Here is a 16,925-nt window from a genome sequence, read left to right as displayed (position 1 = left end):
AACTTATCTGATCTTTTTTCGATCAATCGCTCTTTCGCTCTTGACTTCGGTCACAGCTGGTCGAAGGATCACGGCCAACGCCAATGTCGTCGCCTGTTCAGGAGTCTCGCTGTGAGCCGCAGTTCGAGCAGAACGTCCATCGCCGTCGTCGGCGCCGTCACCGCACTCGCCGTTCTCACGGCCTGTGGCGGCAGCGGCGACGACTCCTCCGCCGGGAGCGACGGCAAGCCCGTCAGCATCACCTTCTGGGGCTGGGCCAAGGGGTCCAAGGAGGTCGTTGACGCGTTCAACGCCTCGCACAAGGACATCAAGGTGGTCTACGAGGAGATCCCGTCCGGCAACGCGGGCGGCTACGCCAAGATCTCCAACGCGGTGAAGGCGGGCAACGCCCCCGACCTGGTCTCCATCGAGTACCCGCAGCTCCCGGAGTACGTCAGCCAGGGGGCGCTCCAGGACATCGGCGAGTACTTCACCGAGGACATCCGGAAGAAGCTGCTGCCGCAGGCGGTCGAGCTGACCACCCTCGGCGGGAAGAACTGGGCCGTTCCGTTCGACGCCTCGCCGCAGGCCTTCTACTACCGCAAGGACCTGTTCGAGAAGTACGGCGTCGAGGTCCCCAAGACCTGGGACGAGTTCCGCAAGGCCGCGGAGAAGGTCAAGAAGGCCGACAAGAAGGCCCGCATCGGCACCTTCTTCCCCGATGACCCGACCACGTTCCAGGCGATGGCCTGGCAGGCCGGTGCCCAGTGGTACAAGCCCGAGGGCGACACCTGGAAGGTCAGCACCGCCGACGCGGCCACCAACAAGGTCGCCGACTACTGGCAGGGTCTGCTCGACGACGACCTGATCCGCGCCAACGCCTCGTTCAGCCCCGAGTGGACCAACTCCCTCAAGAGCGGCGGCACCGTCGGCTACCTCGGCGCCGCCTGGGGCGCGGGCGTCCTCAAGGGCACGCTGCCCGAGCAGAGCGGCAAGTGGGCCGTCGCCCCGATGCCCAGCTGGGACGGCAAGCCGGCCAGCGGCATGCTCGGCGGCTCCACCTTCGCGGTGACCAAGACCAGCAAGAAGGCCGAGGCCGCGGTCGAGTTCGCCACCTGGATGGCGACCACCGAGGAAGGCATCAAGGCCCGCATCGAGTCCGGCACGTCGAGCGCCTTCCCGGCCGCGGCCTCGCTGCGCCCGGTGGCCCAGAAGGCCTTCGACGCCGGTTACTACGGCGGCGAGGACATCTACAAGGTCTTCGAGGACGCCGCGGCGTCGATCGGCCCGAACTGGAACTGGGGCCCGACCACCGGCACGACGAACACCACCATGAAGGACCAGTTCGGCAAGGTCGCCAGCGGTGGCACCACCATCAAGGACGCCGTGAAGGCCGGGCACGACGCCACGGTCGCCGAGCTGAAGAAGCGCGGTCTGAAGGTCGAGGACGCAGGCTGATGAAGCGCGCCCGGACAACCAGAGCCGCCGCCGTCCTGCTGGGGCCCTTCTTCGTACTGTTCACCGTGGCCATGGTGCTGCCGATCGGTTACGCGGTCTGGCTCAGCCTGTTCACCGAGAAGCAGTCCGGCCTGGGCTTCGGCGGCACCGAGACCGTCTTCAGCGGACTCGACAACTACACGGCGGCCCTGGGTGACCGGGCGTTCCGCGAGGGCTTCGGCGTACTCCTCGGATACTGCCTGTTCTACATTCCGCTGCTGCTCGTCGGCGCCCTCGCCCTCGCCCTGCTGCTGGACTCCGCGCTGGCCCGCGCCCGCCGGTTCTTCCAGCTCGCGCTCTTCCTGCCGCACGCCGTGCCCGGCATCATCGCCGCGCTGATCTGGGTGTACCTCTACACGCCGCAGCTCAGCCCGGTGGTCAGCGCCATGGAGTCCGGCGGGATCGGCTTCGACTTCTTCTCGCCCGAGGGCGCCCTCCCCTCCGTCGTGAACATCGCCCTGTGGGAGTGGCTCGGCTACAACATGGTGATCTTCTATGCCGCGTTGCAGGCCATCGACCGCTCCGTGCTCGAAGCCGCCACGGTCGACGGGGCCGGCGCCTGGCGCGTCGCGCTGAGCATCAAGGTCCCGCTGATCCGCGCCTCCGTCGTGATGGTCGCGCTGTTCACGATCATCGGTTCGCTCCAGCTGTTCACCGAGCCGCTGATCCTCAACAAGGGGACCGGCTCCGCCGTCTCCTCCACCTGGACGCCGAACATGTACGCGTACACCGCGGCCTTCGAACGCAACGACTACGGTCTCGCCGCGGCCGCGTCCATCCTGCTGGCGCTCACGGCCGCGCTGCTGTCCTTCGTCGTCACCCGCCTCACCGGCCGGAAGGGCAAGAAAGCATGAACTCCCCCGCTTCCCGCAGCCGGTGGATGTCGAAGACCGCCGTCAACGGTTTCCTCCTGCTCGCCGTCGTCTACATGCTCTTCCCCCTCGTCTGGCTGGTCACCGCCGCCACCAAGGACACCGGCAGCCTGCTCGCGGGCAACGCCTTCTCCTTCGAGGGCTTCAACCTCGGCGAGAACCTGTCGAACCTGGCCTCCTACGGCGACGGCATCTACTTCCGCTGGTACCTCAACAGCCTGCTGTACGCGGGCGGTGGGGCGATCGTCTGCTCGCTGATCTGCGTGGCCGCGGGGTACGCCTTCGACAAGTACGAATTCCGGGGCAAGGAGAAGCTGTTCGGCCTCGTGCTGATGGGCGTGCTCGTGCCCACCACGGCGCTCGCCCTGCCGATGTACCTCCTGGCCTCCAAGACCGGCCTGGTCAACACCTACTGGTCCGTGCTGATCCCGGTGCTGGTCAACCCGTTCGGCGTGTATCTCGCCCGGGTGTTCAGCACCGGCTACATCCCGAACGAGGCGCTGGAGGCCGCCCGTATCGACGGGGCCGGCGAGCTGCGCGTCTTCTGGTCCATCGGGCTGCGCATGGTCATGCCCGGCTTCGTGACCGTCTTCCTCTTCCAGTTCACCGCGATCTGGAACAACTTCTTCCTCCCCCTCGTGATGCTCTCGGACCGCAAGCTCTTCCCCCTGAGCCTCGGTCTGTACTCCTGGAACACCAACACCCACGGCGAGCCGAGCTTCTACCCGCTCGTCGTCACCGGTTCCCTCCTCGCCGTCATTCCCCTGATCGTCGCCTTCGTCTCGTTGCAGCGGCACTGGAAGGCCGGTCTGACCGCCGGCAGCGTCAAGTGACCCCACCGCGAGCCCCGAGGAGTACGAGTCCCACCATGCCCCACACCACTGACAACCGGCCGACGGCCCTGCTCGCGATGGGTCCCGGCATCGCCGACCGCCTCCTCGCCGACCGCCATCGCACCCGGCTGGCCGCCCTCACCCGCACCGACCCGCACCTCGTCGCCCACGACCTGGCCGGGCCGACGCCCGAGGTGGCCGCCGCGCTCGCCGAGGCCGAGGTGCTGTTCACCTGCTGGGGCGCCACCCCGCTCACCCCCGAGGTGCTGGCGGCCGCGCCGCGGCTGCGGGCCGTCGTGCACGCCGCGGGCTCCGTGAAGCACCACGTCACCGACGCCTGCTGGGAGCGCGGCATCGCCGTCACCTCGGCGGCCGGGGCCAACGCCCTGCCCGTCGCCGAGTTCACCCTCGCCGCGATCCTGTTCGCGGGCAAGCGGGTGCTGCACGCCGCGGACCGCTACCGCCGGCTGCGCGCCGACCACGACTGGCTCGCGGAGCTCGCCGGGTCCGGCAACTACCGCCGCACCGTCGGCATCGTCGGCGCCTCCCGGATAGGCCGGCGGGTGATCGAGCTGCTGCGCCCCTTCGATCTGGACGTGCTGCTGTACGACCCGTACGTGGACGGGCCGGAGGCGGAACGGCTCGGGGTGCGGCTCACCTCGCTCGACGAGCTGTGCGCGAGCAGTTCCGTCGTCTCGGTGCACGCGCCCCAGCTCCCGGAGACGCACCACCTGATCGGCGCGGCGCAGCTGTCGGCGATGGCGACCGGGACGACGCTGATCAACACGGCGCGGGGGTCGCTGATCGACGAGGAGGCGCTGCTGTCCGAGCTGACGGCCGGGCGGCTGCAGGCCGTGCTGGACGTGACGGACCCCGAACTCCCGCCCGCCGACTCGCCGTTGTACACCCTGCCGAACGTGCTGCTCACCCCGCACGTGGCGGGTTCGATGGGCGACGAGCTGCACCGGATGGCCGACCAGGCGCTGGACGAGCTGGAGCGGTTCGCAGCCGGTCTGCCCTTCGCGGACCCCGTGCACTCCGGGAGCCTGAGCCACTCGGCCTGACCCTCCGGGGCCTCTTGCACCGGGCCTCCGGGCCCTTCCGGACCGGGGGCTCCGAGCCACTCGCCCGAGCCGTCGAAATGCCCGTTTCTCACTAAACTGGAACCATCCCACCAGCGCGTGAGACCGGGAGCCGTCATGAGATTCGTACAGATGATCGATTGCAAGACGGAGCGGTTCGCGGACATGGACCGGCTCATGGACCAGTGGGTCGAAGAGACCAGGGGCACCCGGACCGCCACCCACAGTCTCATCGGCAAGGACCGCTCCGACGGGTCCCACTACGTCGAGATCGTCGAGTTCCCGTCGTACGAGGCCGCGATGGCGAATTCGGGGCTGCCCGAGACCGAGCGGATCTTCCGGGAGATGGTGGCGCTCTGCGAGGGGATGCCCACCTTCACCGATCTGGACGTGGTCCGCGACGAGCAGCTGAACCAGACACAGTCCCGCCGCTTCTTCCACGAGATCGCCGTCGGGGGCAACCTCGACGCCATCGACGAGGTGTTCGCGGCCGACTACACCGACCACGACATCGCGAAAGGGGCGGAGTCCGTGGTCGGTTCCGACCGGCTGCGCGAGAACCTCGCCAAGTGGCGCGCCGCCTTCGACTTCACCTTCGACCTGGACCGGCAGGTCTGCGAGGGCGACGACGTCGTGACGCTGTGGACCTGGACCGGCACCCACAAGGGCGAGTTCATGGGCATCGCCCCCACGGGCAGGCAGTGCGTCATGAGCGGCACCACGATCTTCCGGTTCGAGAACGGCCTGATCAAGGAGGGCTGGTGGCACGAGGACCTGATGGCGCTGATGCGCTGGCTCGGTGTCTCCCACCGGGGAGCGGCACCCGCCTGAACCGCGCGCCCGCCCGGCGCGTCCGGCCCCGTCCCGCCTCCCCCGTGCACGCCGAAGGCCCCCTCCCCCACCGCTGAACGGTGGGGGAGGGGGCCTTCCGGTGACTGCGTGGGCCGAAGGCCGTGCGTCAGTGCGCGTGGCCGTGACCGCCGTGGGCGGCCTCGGCCTCTTCCTCGGCCGGCTTCTCGACGACCAGGGTCTCGGTCGTGAGCAGCAGCGACGCGATGGACGCGGCGTTCTCCAGCGCGGAGCGGGTGACCTTGACCGGGTCGATGACGCCGGCCTTCACCAGGTCGCCGTACTCGCCGGTGGCGGCGTTGAAGCCCTGGCCCTTGTCGAGCTCGGCGACCTTCGAGGTGATGACGTAACCCTCGAGACCGGCGTTCTCGGCGATCCAGCGCAGCGGCTCGACCGCGGCGCGGCGCACGACCGCGACACCGGTGGCCTCGTCGCCGGTCTTGCCGAGGTTGTCCTCCAGGACCTTGACGGCGTGGACGATGGCGGAGCCACCACCGGAGACGATGCCCTCCTCGACCGCGGCGCGGGTCGCGGAGATGGCGTCCTCCAGACGGTGCTTCTTCTCCTTGAGCTCCACCTCGGTGGCGGCACCGACGCGGATCACGCACACGCCGCCGGCCAGCTTCGCGAGGCGCTCCTGGAGCTTCTCGCGGTCCCAGTCGGAGTCCGTGGCCTCGATCTCGGCCTTGATCTGGTTGACCCGGCCCTTGACGTCGCCGGGCTCGCCGCCGCCGTCCACGATCGTGGTGTCGTCCTTGGAGACGGTGACGCGGCGGGCGGTGCCCAGCACGTCCAGACCGGCCTGGTCGAGCTTGAGGCCGACCTCCTCGGCGATGACGGTCGCACCGGTGAGGGTGGCGATGTCGCCGAGCATGGCCTTGCGGCGGTCACCGAAGCCCGGGGCCTTGACGGCGACGGCGTTGAAGGTGCCACGGATCTTGTTGACGACCAGGGTCGACAGGGCCTCGCCCTCGACGTCCTCGGCGATGATCAGCAGCGGCTTGGAGCCACCGGCCTGGATGACCTTCTCCAGCAGCGGGAGCAGCTCCTGGATGGCGCCGATCTTGCCCTGGTGGATCAGGATGTACGGGTCGTCGAGGACGGCCTCCATGCGCTCCTGGTCGGTCACCATGTACGGGGACAGGTAGCCCTTGTCGAAGGCCATGCCCTCGGTGAAGTCGAGGTCCAGACCGAAGGTGTTGGACTCCTCGACGGTGATGACGCCGTCCTTGCCGACCTTGTCCATCGCGTCCGCGATGAGCTCGCCGACCTGCGGGTCCTGCGCGGAGAGCGCGGCCACGGCGGCGATGTCGGTCTTGTCGTCGATCGGGCGGGCGGTCGCGAGGAGCTCCTCGGACACTGCCTTGACCGCGGCGTCGATGCCCTTCTTCAGGGCGGCCGGGGAGGCACCGGCGGCGACGTTGCGCAGACCCTCGCGGACGAGCGCCTGGGCGAGCACGGTGGCGGTGGTCGTACCGTCACCCGCGACGTCGTTGGTCTTGGTGGCGACCTCCTTCACCAGCTGGGCACCGAGGTTCTCGTACGGGTCGTCGAGCTCGACCTCGCGCGCGATGGTGACACCGTCGTTGGTGATGGTGGGAGCGCCGAACTTCTTGTCGATGACGACGTTGCGGCCCTTGGGGCCGATCGTCACCTTGACCGTGTCGGCAAGCTTGTTGACGCCGCGCTCAAGGGCGCGACGGGCGTCCTCGTCGAACTTCAGGATCTTCGCCATGGGAGCTGAGCTTTCCTCTCGAACGAACTGCGCCCCCGACCGCCCGGCTGGTTATTCGCGGGGGCCAGGGGCGCAGAACAGAAGCAAACGTGGGTGAATTACTTCTCGACGATCGCGAGCACGTCGCGAGCCGAGAGGACGAGGTACTCCTCGCCGCTGTACTTCACCTCGGTGCCGCCGTACTTGCTGTACAGCACGACGTCGCCGGTCTTGACGTCGAGCGGAAGACGCTCGCCGTTCTCGAAGCGGCCCGGACCCACGGCCAGGACGACGCCCTCCTGGGGCTTCTCCTTGGCGGTGTCCGGAATGACCAGGCCGGAGGCCGTGGTCTGCTCGGCGTCGAGCGGCTGGACCACAATCCGGTCCTCGAGCGGCTTGATCGCAACCTTGGAGCTGGCGGTCGACACGATCCGGTCTCCCCCTTCGGAGATCTCACGGGGTAACAGTCTTGGGGTGGCGACCAGGTGGATCCGTCGTCGCGGGTGCCGGACCTGCCAGTCGCGCAGTGGTGTTGGCACTCTCCAGTGGTGAGTGCCAGCAAAGAGACTATGACCGGGATTAGCACTCGGTCAAGCGGAGTGCCAATTCAAGCAGTCGTGGCGTCGCGTCCGCGTCGCCTTTGCCCGCCCGGGGCACGGGCGGGGCACCGGTCCGGGCGACGGCCCGGACTCCACGGGGACAACGCGCGGACGGACCGCTCCGTTCCGCGCGACCGCGCGACACGATGCCGGTGCCGCGAGGTCGCACACCGGGGTGCCGTGCGTCGTGATGCCGTGCGGTCACCCGCTGCGCGGCCTTGCGGCCGAGCCGTTCGATCGGTTCCACCGACTGCGCGCACCCGGTGGCGGTCAGCAGCGCACCGGCCGCCAGCAGTCCGGCCAGCAGCCGGTACGCCCTCCTCATACGTAGTCCTCCAGCCTGGCCACGGCGTACCCCTTGTCCGTGACGGTCTTCATGACCGCCCGGACCAGGTCGGTCATGCTGCCGCCCCATTCGGCCCGGCCCCGGAAGTGGGTGAGGATGATGTCGCCGGGATGCAGGTCCTGGTCCCCCTCGCGCCACTCCATGCGGTCCGGGAACGCCTCCGCGTTCCACAGCGGGACGGCCTTGACGCCGCAGGACTTCGCGACCCGCAGCGTGTCCCCGTTGTAGTTGCCGTACGGCGGGCGGAAGAGAACGGGCCGCTTCCCGTACCGCTTCTCGATGGTCTCCTGCTGGCCGCAGATCTCGCGCTCCTGCTCGTCGTACGAGAGGCCGGGCAGGTAGGGGTGGCCGAGCGTGTGGTTGTTGAGGGCGACGCCCAGCCGCTGCGCCTCGGCGAAGTACCCGTAGTCGTCGCTCACCTCGTAGTCGCTGAGGAAGGCGCTGTACGGGATGTCCAGCTCGTCCATCATCCGGAGCAGCCCGGGATCCTTCTCGGCGCCGTCGTCCATCGTCAGGAAGACGATCCGCTCCCCGGTCGGGACGGTGGTGAAGACCGGCGGCAGCGAGTCGTCGCCGCCCTCCACCTCGAACCCCTTGCGGGTGGTGATGCGGGGCTTCACGGCGGGCGGCGCCGGGGCGACCAGCGGGGGCTTGTCCAGGCCCCACTTCTTGGCGAGGGAGGCCCGGACGGCCGGGCCGAGCCCCGCGCTCTCGCGGTCGGCCTCCGGCGCGCCGGCCCGGCCGTCCCGTTGGCCGGGGCCGCCGGGACGGGCGGGTCGGGCGGGCGCCGCGGGGGCACCGGGGTTCCCGGCGGCGGGCCGGTCCCCGTGCCCGGGGGTGCCCGCCCGTTCCCCGTCGCCGGAGGCGCAGCCGGAGCCGACCGCCGCGACCAGGAGCGCGACCAGGACCGCACAGGCCGGCCACTGGCCGCCGGAGCCCCGGCCGCGCCCGACCCCCGGCACACCCACCCCATGAGTCTTTGCGGCGCTTCTCCCCTTTTGTCGTACAAGCAGCATGGCGCTGCATCCTGCCAGCACCTGATCGGCCTTCCGGTCCGACACCTCCGCCGGGCCCGCCGGTCTACCCGGCTGGCTCACAATGGGGCGGGTGAACGCTCTCGCCCCGAACGGCCCGTCCGACGCCCACGACCCTTCCCCGAGCTCTCGGCTCCGCTCGAGCGGGGAAGACCCCATCGCCGCCTTCCTGGCCCTGCGCACCCCCGAGGGCGCCGAGCTGCTGGACGGGCTGCGGTCGTACGACCCCGCCCAGGAACTCGCCACCGCCACCCGGCTGCGCCGCAGCCACCCGGCCCATCTGGTCTCGGCGGCGCTGGGGCAGGCGCGGCTCCGGCAGCGGGCGGTGGCGAAGTTCGGCGCCGAGGACGCGTACCGGATGTTCTTCACGCCGAACGGCGTCGAGCAGGCGACCCGTACGTCGGTGGCCACCCGGCGCGCGCAGCGGTTCGTGGCGGCGGGCGGGGTGCGGAGCGTCGCCGACCTGTGCTGCGGGATCGGCGGTGACGCGATCGCGCTCGCGCGGGCGGGCATCTCCGTGCTCGCCGTGGACCGCGACCCGCTGACCGCGGAGGTCGCCCGCGCCAACGCCGCCGCCCTCGGGCTGGACGGGCTGATCGAGGTGCGGTGCGCCGATGTCACCGAGGTCGACACCGCGCCGTACGACGCGGTGTTCGTGGACCCGGCCCGGCGCGGCGGGCGGGGCAGGATCTTCGACCCCGAGGCGTACTCGCCGCCGCTGTCCTGGGCGATCGGCGCCGCGCTCGGGGCGCCCCGCGCCGCGCTGAAGATCGCCCCCGGCATCCCGCACGAGGCGATCCCGGAGCGGGCGGAGGCGGAGTGGATCTCGGACGGCGGGGACGTGAAGGAGGCGGTGCTCTGGTTCGGCGAGGGCTTCGCGGCCGGTTCGTACCGCGCCACGGTGCTCCCGGACGGCGCCTCCCTGTGGTCCGCGGGCCCGCCGCCCGCCCCGCCGGTCGGGCCGGTGGGCCGCTATCTGTACGAGCCGGACGGCGCCGTCATCCGGGCCGGTCTGGTCGCCGACGTCGTGGCGCGGTGCCACGGCCGGCTGATCGACGAGACCATCGCGTACGTCACGAGCGACGAGCCGTACGCGTCCCCGTACACCTCCGGGTACGAGATCACCGACCGGATGCCCTTCAACATGAAGAAGCTGAAGGCGCTGCTGCGGGAGCGGGAGGTCGGCGTACTGACCGTCAAGAAGCGCGGCTCGGCGGTCGAACCGGAGGAACTGCGCCGCAGGATGAAGCTCCACGGCCCGAACTCCGCGACGGTCTTCCTGACCCGGGTGGCCGGAGCGCCGACGATGCTGATCGGGCACCCGGTGGACGGCCCGGCCTGACCCGGGCGGTCGGACCGGCCCCGGCGAGCGACCCGACCGGTCGGCCCGTGCCCGACCGGTCCGGGGGCCGTCAGGCCAGGTCGGTCAGGTCCTCCGCGTACACCTGCGAGAGCGGCTGAGGACCCGCGTACTGTCGGCAGTTGCGCTGCCCCGCCTCGAAGCGGACCGGCTTCTTTCTCTCGTCCCAGGCCGTCGGCACCTCGACCCGCTCATGGCACCGGCCCTGCTTGTCGTGCCTGGCGAGATGGTGCGTGCAGCCGCAGACCGGCTCGGGCGGCTTGTCCGCCGCTTCGAGGGCCAGCCGCTCCTGCCTGGCCGCCTCCGGCAGTTCCAGCTTGCGGGTGTGCCGATTGCGCAGTGCCGTACGGACGTGGTCGACGACCCGGCCGAAGCCGCCCGTCCAGAAGATGATGAGCAGCCACCAGTACCACGCCATGTCGCCCTCCCCCTGTGCGCTCCCCGTGCCGCCAGGACAGGCCCGTAGTCAGCGGTGGGCGCCGCCCCCGATGGAGATCATCGGCTCCGGGGCGGGCGCACCGGCCAGCACGCGCAGCACCCACCTGCGATGGGCGAACGCCTTGCCGAGGCCGATCAGTCCGACGATCCAGCCGGTCATCCCGGCCCCCATGACCAGGACGACCTCGCCGTAATGCAGCTCGCCCGCCGGGGTGTTGGCCGGTACGGCGAAGCACGCGTACAGCCCCGTCGCGCACAGCGCGAAGGACGTCAGCAGCCAGGCGAGGGCGGCGCCCGGCATCCGCAGCGCCGCGTCGCGCGCCGGGTCGCGGTCCAACCCGCCCCAGGCGTACAGGAGTCGGCGGATCCGCTGGTCGCGGCGCAGTCCGACGACGATCAGAACGACCGCGGGCACCATGCAGCAGACGCCCATGACCAGCAGGATCACGCCGACCCCGGCACTGATGACGTCGTACGCCTCCTCGAAGGTGACGAGCGCCGAGCCCACCAGCAGCCAGCCGAGCGCGCAGAGCGCCCCCCAGAGCCACAGCAGCCCCAGCCGTCCCGGTGAGACATGCGCCTTCACCAACGCCCCGAGCACCCCGGCCCGGTCGGCCAGCAGGGCCTCCCGGTCGGGCCAGGAACGTATCTCCACGGGGGGCGGCGGTGGCGGCAGTTGTACACGAGGGGACATGGGTCAGACCCTACCGAGCGAACCCCGGGCCGGTTCAGGCGTTGCGCAGTGCCTCGATGTCCAGTTTCCGCATGCCCATCATGGCCTTCATGGCACGCTGGGCCTTGGCCGGGTCCGGGTCGGCCATCGCCTCCTCGAACCCGCGCGGCACGAGCTGCCAGGACAGGCCGTACTTGTCCTTGAGCCAGCCGCACGGCCCTTCCTCGCCGTCCTTGGTGAACTCGGCCCACAGGGCGTCGGTCTCCTCCTGCGTGGCGCAGTCCACGGACAGCGAGATCGCCTCGGTGAAGGGGAACTGCGGGCCGCCGTTGAGCGCGACGTACTCCTGGCCGGCCAGCCGGAAGCGAACGGTCATCACCGATCCGGCCCGGTCCGGCACGGCCTCGGTGTAGTGCGTCGTCTCCAGCACCTCCGAGTCGCCCCCGAAGACGGACACGTAGTAGTGCGCGGCTTCCTCGGCCTGGGTGTCGAACCACAGGAAGGTCCTGATCTTCTGCATCGGCTGCTCCTGTCGAGTGGTACCGGTCTGGTGAAGGGTGGACCGCTCCGGCGGCCGGAACTCATCGGTCGTCGCGGACCGGATGTTCCGCGCGCTCCAGGAGCATGGCCCGTTCCCGTTCGTTGCGGGCCAGTCCGGCCGCCCGTACGAACTCCGCCCGTGCCTCGTCCGCACGCCCCGTCCTGGCCAGCAGGTCGCCGCGCACGCTGGGCAGCAGGTGGTAGCCCTTGAGCGCCGGGTCGTCGGCCAGGGCGTCCACCAGGGCGAGGCCGGCCGCCGGGCCCCGCGCCATCGAGACGGCCACGGCCCGGTTCAGTTCGACGACCGGGGAGGGCGCGATCGCGGCGAGGCGGTCGTAGAGGGCGGCGATGGTGGTCCAGTCCGTGTCCCTGTATGCCGGTGCGCGGGCGTGGCAGGCGGCGATCGCGGCCTGCACCGTGTACGGGCCGAGTCCGGCACCTTCCCCGGTCGCCGCCACGGCCCGTTCCAGGGCCGCGACTCCGCGCCGGATCAGCAGCCGGTCCCAGCGGGCCCGGTTCTGGTCGGCGAGGAGCACCGGCGCACCGTCCGGACCGGTCCGGGCGGCGGTGCGCGAGGCCTGGAGCTCCAGCAGCGCGGCCAGTCCGTGGACCTCGGGCTCGTGCTCCATCAGGCCCGCGAGCACCCGGGCCAGTCGCAGCGCGTCCTCGCACAGTCCGGGGCGCAGCCAGTCGTCGCCCGCGGTGGCCGCGTAGCCCTCGTTGAAGATCAGGTAGACGACGTCGAGCACGGAGCCGAGGCGGGCGGCGCGCTCGGGTCCTGCCGGCACCTCGAAGGGGACGCCCGCCCGGCCCAGGGTCCGTTTGGCGCGGACGATGCGCTGGGCGACGGTCGGCTCGGGGGCCAGGAACGCGCGGGCGATCTCCTCGGTGGTGAGGCCGCCCAGCAGCCGCAGGGTGAGGGCGATCCGGGCTTCGGTGGAGAGCACCGGGTGGCAGGCGGTGAAGATCAGCCGGAGCAGGTCGTCGTCGATGTCGTCCGGCTCCGGGGGCTCGGGCGGAGGGAGGTCCTCCAGGGCCCGCCCCACCTCGGCGAGCTTGCGCGCGTACGTCTCCCTGCGGCGCACGAGGTCGATCGCGCGGTGTCGTGCGGTGGCCATGAGCCAGGCGCCCGGTCGGTCCGGGACGCCTGACTCCGGCCACTGTTCCAGCGCGGCCACCAGGGCGTCCTGCGCGATTTCCTCCGCGATGCCGATGTCCCGCACGATGCGGGCGACCCCCGCGACGATCCGCGCGGACTCGATCCTGAAGACCGTCTCGACCGCCGTACGCGTGCTTGCCGCCGTCACGGTCACCCATCAGAACAGCCGGGCCGGGGGGCGGCAAGCGCGGGCGGGCGGCACCGGCCGGAGGCCGCCCGGCGGGCGCTCAGGCCTGCAGGGTGGCCTCGTCGATCTGGCGCACCTCGGAGGTGACGGTCCAGTTCTCCGGGTGGACCCGCAGGAACCGCTCGGTCCATTCCAGGGCCTCGGCCTTGTCCTTGGTCTGGAGGATGGCGTAGCCGCCGACGACCTCCTTGGTCTCGGTGAAGGGCCCGTCGGTGCAGCTGATCCTCCCGCCGGACCAGGTGACGCGGGTACCCTGGGAAGTCGGGGTGAGGCCGGCCGTGTCCAGCATGACGCCGGCCCTGGTGATCTCGTCGAACAGGGCGCCCATGCGCTTCTCGAACTCGGGGTCCGGTGCCTCGGCGGGCAGGTTCTGCTCGTCGATGCGGATCAGGGTCATGAAGCGGGGCATGGTGACTCCTCGGTCGGGGGACGGGGACCTTCCCCGCCTCTCACCCTTGCATCGAACGGGAAGCGGCCGGATCGACAGCTCCCGGAAAATTCTTCCGAGAATTTTCCGGGCGGGCCACCGGGGCGGGCGCGGGGACGGGGGCCGAAGCGGCCTCCGGAGCAGCTTCGGCCCCCGGAACGGCGGTCTCCGGGGCGGTGGTCCGCCCGCCGCCCGGGAGCAGCACCAGGGCCACCGACGCGGCGATCGCGAGCAGTGCGGCGCAGGCCCGGAACGCGGCCGAGTAGCCCGCCGCCAGATCGGCCGGGCAGTCGCCGTCGCCGGTGACCCGGGCGGCGACGGTGACCAGGACCGCGAGGCCCAGCGAGCCGCCCACCTGGCGGGCGCTGTTGAGCAGCCCGGAGGCCATGCCCGTCTCGTCGGGCGCCACATCGGTCGTGGCCGCGGTGCCGAGCGGTACGAAGCACATCCCGACGCCGACGCTGCAGACCAGGGACGGGCCGAGGATCGAGAGCAGAAAGCCGCCGTCGGCCCGCGCGGTCGCCGCGAACCCGCCGGGCAGGCGCTACTTCCCGGAGATGGTCGCCGAGGAGGACGCGGACGAGCTGCCCCGGCTCGTCGAGTTCAGGGACCGGTGGCGCGAGTACGTCGCCGACTACGAGGTGGCGGAGGAGCTCGACGCGATCGTCGGGGGGCTGATCGCACGGGAACCGCGCCCGGCAGGGACGCCTCACCCGCCTGAGCAGTCCCGAGGGCCCGGCCGGGGCGCCTCAGTCGGCGGACTCGACGGTCTCCAGGGACTCGAACCGCCAGCGGTGCACCGGGCGGGTGATCAACTCCGCGTCCGGCTCCGGGAGTTCGGGCAGTTCGTCGCCGTACTCGCCCGCCCACCAGGTGATGACCAGGACCCGGTCCTGCGGGGCGCGCAGCAGTTCGCGGCGCAGCGGCTCACGGGCCAGCTCGCCCGCGCGGGCCCGCGCCCACTCCAGGAGTTCGGGGCCCCGGCCGGCCGTGGCGCGGGCCTCCCACATCAGTGCGACGGTCGTACGGTTCACAAGTAGAGGTTGTCCTTGCTGATCTCGTGCACGTGGTCGTGGGTGTGCGCGTGGGCGCCCGGCACATGGGCGTCGGTGACCGGCAGCGAGGAGTCCGCGGACAGTTCCAGGTCCGAGGCCGGCCGGTTCCGGGCCACCATCTCCGCGCCCAGCGCCGCGACCATCGCGCCGTTGTCCGTGCACAGCCCGGGGCGCGGCACCCGCAGCCGGATGCCGGCCCGCTCGCACCGTTCCTCCGCCAGCGCCCGCAGCCGCGAGTTGGCCGCGACGCCGCCGCCGATCATCAGGTGGTCGACGCCCTCGTCCTTGCAGGCGCGCACGGCCTTGCGGGTGAGGACGTCCACCACGGCCTCCTGGAAGGACGCCGCCACGTCCCGCACCGGCACCTCCTCGCCCGCCGCGCGCTTGGCCTCGATCCAGCGGGCCACGGAGGTCTTCAGGCCCGAGAAGGAGAAGTCGTAGACGGGGTCGCGCGAACCGGTCAGCCCGCGCGGGAACGCGATCGCCGCCGGGTCGCCCTCCTTCGCCAGCCGGTCGATGACCGGGCCGCCGGGGAAGCCCAGGTTCAGCACCCGGGCGATCTTGTCGAACGCCTCGCCCGCCGCGTCGTCGATGGTCGCGCCCAGCGGCCGCACGTCCGCGGTGATGTCCGGCGCGAGCAGCAGCGAGGAGTGGCCGCCGCTGACCAGCAGCGCCATCGTCGGCTCGGGCAGCGGGCCGTGCTCCAGCTGGTCCACGCAGATGTGCGAGGCGAGGTGGTTCACGCCGTAGAGCGGCTTGTTCAGCGCGTACGCGTACGCCTTCGCCGCCGAGACGCCGACGAGCAGCGCGCCCGCGAGTCCGGGGCCCGCGGTGACGGAGATGCCGTCGAGGTCGCGGGCGCTGACCCCGGCCTCCTTCAGGGCGCGCTCGATGGTCGGGACCATCGCCTCCAGGTGCGCGCGGGAGGCGATCTCCGGGACGACACCGCCGAAGCGGGCGTGCGTGTCCACGCTGGACGCGACGGCGTCGGCCAGCAGCGTCGTGCCCCGGACGATGCCGACGCCGGTCTCGTCGCAGGAGGTCTCGATGCCGAGTACGAGCGGTTCGTCAGCCATCAGTCAGTCTCTGTTCCCTGTGCGTGCTCTTGCACGTGTTCTTGTACGTGGAGGCGCATGACGAGCGCGTCGACGTTGCCCGGCTGGTAGTAGCTGCGGCGGAAGCCGATCGGTTCGAAGCCGAAGCGTTCGTACAGCTTCTGCGCCCGGGTGTTGTCGACGCGCACTTCGAGGAGCACCTCGGCGCACTCGAAGGCGGTGGCGTGCTTCAGCAGGTCGGTGAGGAGCTCCGCGCCGAGGCCGCCGCCCCAGTGGTCGCGGGCGACCCCGATCGTCTGCACGTCGGCGAGGTCGCCGGCCGCGGCGAGGCCCGCGTACCCGACGATCCGGCCGGTGGCGCGGTCCTCGGCGACGACGTAGCGGCGGGTGGCCCCCGGGCCCCGGGAGTGCGCCAGCTCCGACCAGAACATCCCGGCCGACCAGGCGTCGTCCGGGAACAGCTCCTGTTCGAGCTCCAGCACCGGGTCGATGTCCCACCAGCGCATCTCGCGCAGCAAAGCGGTCGTGATCGTCACTGCGGGGTGACCACCTTGTAGTTCTTCGGGACCTGGGCGTCGGGCCTGCGCAGGTAGAGCGGGGTCGGCGGCAGCAGCTCGGCGCCCTCGGCGAGGCGCTCGGCGGCGAGCGCGGCGAGCGCACCGGCGCCGACGTGCTCCGGCCCCCGGGCGTCCGGGAACGCCTCCGGGTACAGCACCGCGCCCGCGCCGACGACGGGGAGCCCCGCCAGCTGTTCGGCGATGTCGGCGGGCCGGTCCACGGCGGGCCCGCCGACCCGGGTGCGGAAGTCCTCGTACCTCGCCCAGTAGACCTCCTTGCGGCGGGCGTCCGTCGCGACGGCGAACGGGCCCTCCAGCCCGGCCCGGCCCGCGGCGTACGCGAGACCGTCCAGGGTGCACAGCCCGTGCACGGGGACGGAGAGGACGGAGCCGAAGGTCGCGGCCGTGACCAGGCCGACCCGCAGACCGGTGTAGGGGCCGGGGCCGACGCCCACGACCACGTCCGTCACCGCGTCGAGTTTCAGACCGGCCTCGGCGAGGACCCGGTCGACGGCGGGCAGCAGCAGCTCCCCGTGCCTTCGGGCGTCGACCTGACCGGACTCGGCGACGACGGAGGTCCCGTCGTGCAGGGCGACGGTGACGGCGGGGGTTGCGGTATCCACGGCGAGCAAGAGCACGCAAACAGCCTACGGCTCCGCCGACCGGTGC

At 71.4% G+C, this 16,925-nt stretch carries 19 protein-coding genes and 1 pseudogene; 6 read left to right on the top strand and 14 right to left on the bottom strand.

Annotation, left to right across the window (positions count from 1 at the left end; translation table 11 throughout):
• Positions 1-111: 111 nt before the first annotated feature.
• The 5 genes from ACWCXX_RS04520 to ACWCXX_RS04500 all read left to right on the top strand — a co-directional run bounded on the left by ACWCXX_RS04520 (position 112) and on the right by ACWCXX_RS04500 (position 5,094).
• Positions 112-1,437, top strand: coding sequence for an ABC transporter substrate-binding protein (locus ACWCXX_RS04520; RefSeq protein WP_451124151.1), 1,326 nt, complete (start codon positions 112-114; stop codon positions 1,435-1,437).
• The gene (locus ACWCXX_RS04515; protein ID WP_451124149.1) at positions 1,437-2,330 is read left to right on the top strand and encodes a carbohydrate ABC transporter permease; all 894 of its coding nucleotides are present in this window, start codon (positions 1,437-1,439) and stop codon (positions 2,328-2,330) included. Before ACWCXX_RS04520 ends, ACWCXX_RS04515 begins: the two co-directional genes overlap by 1 nt.
• Positions 2,327-3,181 carry a carbohydrate ABC transporter permease gene (locus ACWCXX_RS04510; RefSeq protein ID WP_451124147.1) on the top strand — a complete coding sequence of 285 codons (855 nt, stop codon included), beginning with the start codon at positions 2,327-2,329 and terminating at the stop codon, positions 3,179-3,181. Before ACWCXX_RS04515 ends, ACWCXX_RS04510 begins: the two co-directional genes overlap by 4 nt.
• 35 nt (positions 3,182-3,216) lie before the next feature.
• Positions 3,217-4,245 (top strand): hydroxyacid dehydrogenase, encoded by a 1,029-nt coding sequence (locus tag ACWCXX_RS04505; protein WP_451124145.1) that lies wholly within the window; start codon positions 3,217-3,219, stop codon positions 4,243-4,245.
• Positions 4,246-4,380: 135 nt separating this feature from the next.
• On the top strand, positions 4,381-5,094 hold the full coding sequence (locus tag ACWCXX_RS04500; protein WP_451124143.1) for an ester cyclase: 714 nt from the start codon (positions 4,381-4,383) through the stop codon (positions 5,092-5,094).
• Between the two features lie 127 nt (positions 5,095-5,221).
• Here ACWCXX_RS04500 and groL read toward each other — a convergent pair whose 3' ends face one another.
• The 4 genes from groL to ACWCXX_RS04480 form a co-directional block, all read right to left on the bottom strand.
• Positions 5,222-6,847: a chaperonin GroEL gene (gene groL / locus ACWCXX_RS04495; protein WP_388996036.1), complete on the bottom strand. Its 1,626-nt coding sequence runs from the start codon at positions 6,845-6,847 to the stop codon at positions 5,222-5,224.
• A gap of 98 nt (positions 6,848-6,945) precedes the next feature.
• Complete coding sequence (groES, locus tag ACWCXX_RS04490) at positions 6,946-7,254, bottom strand: co-chaperone GroES (protein WP_148838741.1); 309 nt, start codon at positions 7,252-7,254, stop codon at positions 6,946-6,948.
• 151 nt (positions 7,255-7,405) lie between these two features.
• Positions 7,406-7,750 (bottom strand): hypothetical protein, encoded by a 345-nt coding sequence (locus ACWCXX_RS04485; protein WP_451124140.1) that lies wholly within the window; start codon positions 7,748-7,750, stop codon positions 7,406-7,408.
• Positions 7,747-8,787 (bottom strand): polysaccharide deacetylase family protein, encoded by a 1,041-nt coding sequence (locus ACWCXX_RS04480; RefSeq protein WP_451124138.1) that lies wholly within the window; start codon positions 8,785-8,787, stop codon positions 7,747-7,749. Before ACWCXX_RS04480 ends, ACWCXX_RS04485 begins: the two co-directional genes overlap by 4 nt.
• Before the next feature lie 82 nt (positions 8,788-8,869).
• Between ACWCXX_RS04480 and ACWCXX_RS04475 the strand changes: the two genes are divergently transcribed.
• Positions 8,870-10,147 (top strand): THUMP-like domain-containing protein, encoded by a 1,278-nt coding sequence (locus ACWCXX_RS04475; protein ID WP_451124136.1) that lies wholly within the window; start codon positions 8,870-8,872, stop codon positions 10,145-10,147.
• Between the two features lie 70 nt (positions 10,148-10,217).
• Here ACWCXX_RS04475 and ACWCXX_RS04470 read toward each other — a convergent pair whose 3' ends face one another.
• From ACWCXX_RS04470 to tsaB, 10 genes and pseudogenes are all read right to left on the bottom strand, one after another.
• Positions 10,218-10,583, bottom strand: coding sequence for a hypothetical protein (locus ACWCXX_RS04470; protein WP_451124135.1), 366 nt, complete (start codon positions 10,581-10,583; stop codon positions 10,218-10,220).
• Between the two features lie 48 nt (positions 10,584-10,631).
• Positions 10,632-11,297, bottom strand: coding sequence for a hypothetical protein (locus tag ACWCXX_RS04465; protein ID WP_451124133.1), 666 nt, complete (start codon positions 11,295-11,297; stop codon positions 10,632-10,634).
• A 34-nt stretch (positions 11,298-11,331) separates the two neighbouring features.
• The gene (locus ACWCXX_RS04460; RefSeq protein WP_451124131.1) at positions 11,332-11,796 is read right to left on the bottom strand and encodes a VOC family protein; all 465 of its coding nucleotides are present in this window, start codon (positions 11,794-11,796) and stop codon (positions 11,332-11,334) included.
• 61 nt (positions 11,797-11,857) lie between these two features.
• Positions 11,858-13,123, bottom strand: a complete 1,266-nt coding sequence (locus tag ACWCXX_RS04455) for an RNA polymerase sigma factor (RefSeq protein WP_451124129.1) — start codon at positions 13,121-13,123, stop codon at positions 11,858-11,860.
• Positions 13,124-13,202: 79 nt separating this feature from the next.
• Positions 13,203-13,571, bottom strand: a complete 369-nt coding sequence (locus ACWCXX_RS04450; RefSeq protein WP_451124127.1) for a YciI family protein — start codon at positions 13,569-13,571, stop codon at positions 13,203-13,205.
• A 40-nt stretch (positions 13,572-13,611) separates the two neighbouring features.
• A pseudogene (locus ACWCXX_RS04445) lies at positions 13,612-14,118 on the bottom strand (hypothetical protein); the annotation flags it as partial.
• Positions 14,119-14,338: 220 nt separating this feature from the next.
• A complete protein-coding gene (locus ACWCXX_RS04440) occupies positions 14,339-14,599 on the bottom strand; it encodes a hypothetical protein (protein WP_451124378.1) in 261 nt (86 codons plus the stop codon).
• A 20-nt stretch (positions 14,600-14,619) separates the two neighbouring features.
• The gene (gene tsaD / locus ACWCXX_RS04435; RefSeq protein WP_451124125.1) at positions 14,620-15,720 is read right to left on the bottom strand and encodes a tRNA (adenosine(37)-N6)-threonylcarbamoyltransferase complex transferase subunit TsaD; all 1,101 of its coding nucleotides are present in this window, start codon (positions 15,718-15,720) and stop codon (positions 14,620-14,622) included.
• Positions 15,720-16,235, bottom strand: coding sequence for a ribosomal protein S18-alanine N-acetyltransferase (rimI, locus tag ACWCXX_RS04430; RefSeq protein ID WP_451124123.1), 516 nt, complete (start codon positions 16,233-16,235; stop codon positions 15,720-15,722). Before rimI ends, tsaD begins: the two co-directional genes overlap by 1 nt.
• Positions 16,232-16,894 carry a tRNA (adenosine(37)-N6)-threonylcarbamoyltransferase complex dimerization subunit type 1 TsaB gene (gene tsaB / locus ACWCXX_RS04425; RefSeq protein WP_451124121.1) on the bottom strand — a complete coding sequence of 221 codons (663 nt, stop codon included), beginning with the start codon at positions 16,892-16,894 and terminating at the stop codon, positions 16,232-16,234. Before tsaB ends, rimI begins: the two co-directional genes overlap by 4 nt.
• Positions 16,895-16,925: the final 31 nt, after the last annotated feature.

Source organism: Streptomyces sp. NPDC001732 (assembly GCF_053596315.1).
This window is presented reverse-complemented; position numbering and strand designations above follow the sequence as displayed.

Bases quoted from the DNA above. Each gene is read 5' to 3' on its own strand.
- ACWCXX_RS04500 (WP_451124143.1), top strand. From the start codon at position 4,381: ATGAGATTCGTACAGATGATCGATTGCAAGACGGAGCGGTTCGCGGAC.
- ACWCXX_RS04440 (WP_451124378.1), bottom strand. From the start codon at position 14,599: ATGTGGGAGGCCCGCGCCACGGCCGGCCGGGGCCCCGAACTCCTGGAG.
- ACWCXX_RS04465 (WP_451124133.1), bottom strand. From the start codon at position 11,297: ATGTCCCCTCGTGTACAACTGCCGCCACCGCCGCCCCCCGTGGAGATA.
- ACWCXX_RS04510 (WP_451124147.1), top strand. From the start codon at position 2,327: ATGAACTCCCCCGCTTCCCGCAGCCGGTGGATGTCGAAGACCGCCGTC.
- tsaD (WP_451124125.1), bottom strand. From the start codon at position 15,720: ATGGCTGACGAACCGCTCGTACTCGGCATCGAGACCTCCTGCGACGAG.
- groL (WP_388996036.1), bottom strand. From the start codon at position 6,847: ATGGCGAAGATCCTGAAGTTCGACGAGGACGCCCGTCGCGCCCTTGAG.
- ACWCXX_RS04480 (WP_451124138.1), bottom strand. From the start codon at position 8,787: ATGCTGCTTGTACGACAAAAGGGGAGAAGCGCCGCAAAGACTCATGGG.
- ACWCXX_RS04505 (WP_451124145.1), top strand. From the start codon at position 3,217: ATGCCCCACACCACTGACAACCGGCCGACGGCCCTGCTCGCGATGGGT.
- ACWCXX_RS04450 (WP_451124127.1), bottom strand. From the start codon at position 13,571: ATGCCCCGCTTCATGACCCTGATCCGCATCGACGAGCAGAACCTGCCC.
- ACWCXX_RS04485 (WP_451124140.1), bottom strand. From the start codon at position 7,750: ATGAGGAGGGCGTACCGGCTGCTGGCCGGACTGCTGGCGGCCGGTGCG.
- ACWCXX_RS04470 (WP_451124135.1), bottom strand. From the start codon at position 10,583: ATGGCGTGGTACTGGTGGCTGCTCATCATCTTCTGGACGGGCGGCTTC.
- ACWCXX_RS04460 (WP_451124131.1), bottom strand. From the start codon at position 11,796: ATGCAGAAGATCAGGACCTTCCTGTGGTTCGACACCCAGGCCGAGGAA.
- ACWCXX_RS04515 (WP_451124149.1), top strand. From the start codon at position 1,437: ATGAAGCGCGCCCGGACAACCAGAGCCGCCGCCGTCCTGCTGGGGCCC.
- ACWCXX_RS04475 (WP_451124136.1), top strand. From the start codon at position 8,870: ATGGGGCGGGTGAACGCTCTCGCCCCGAACGGCCCGTCCGACGCCCAC.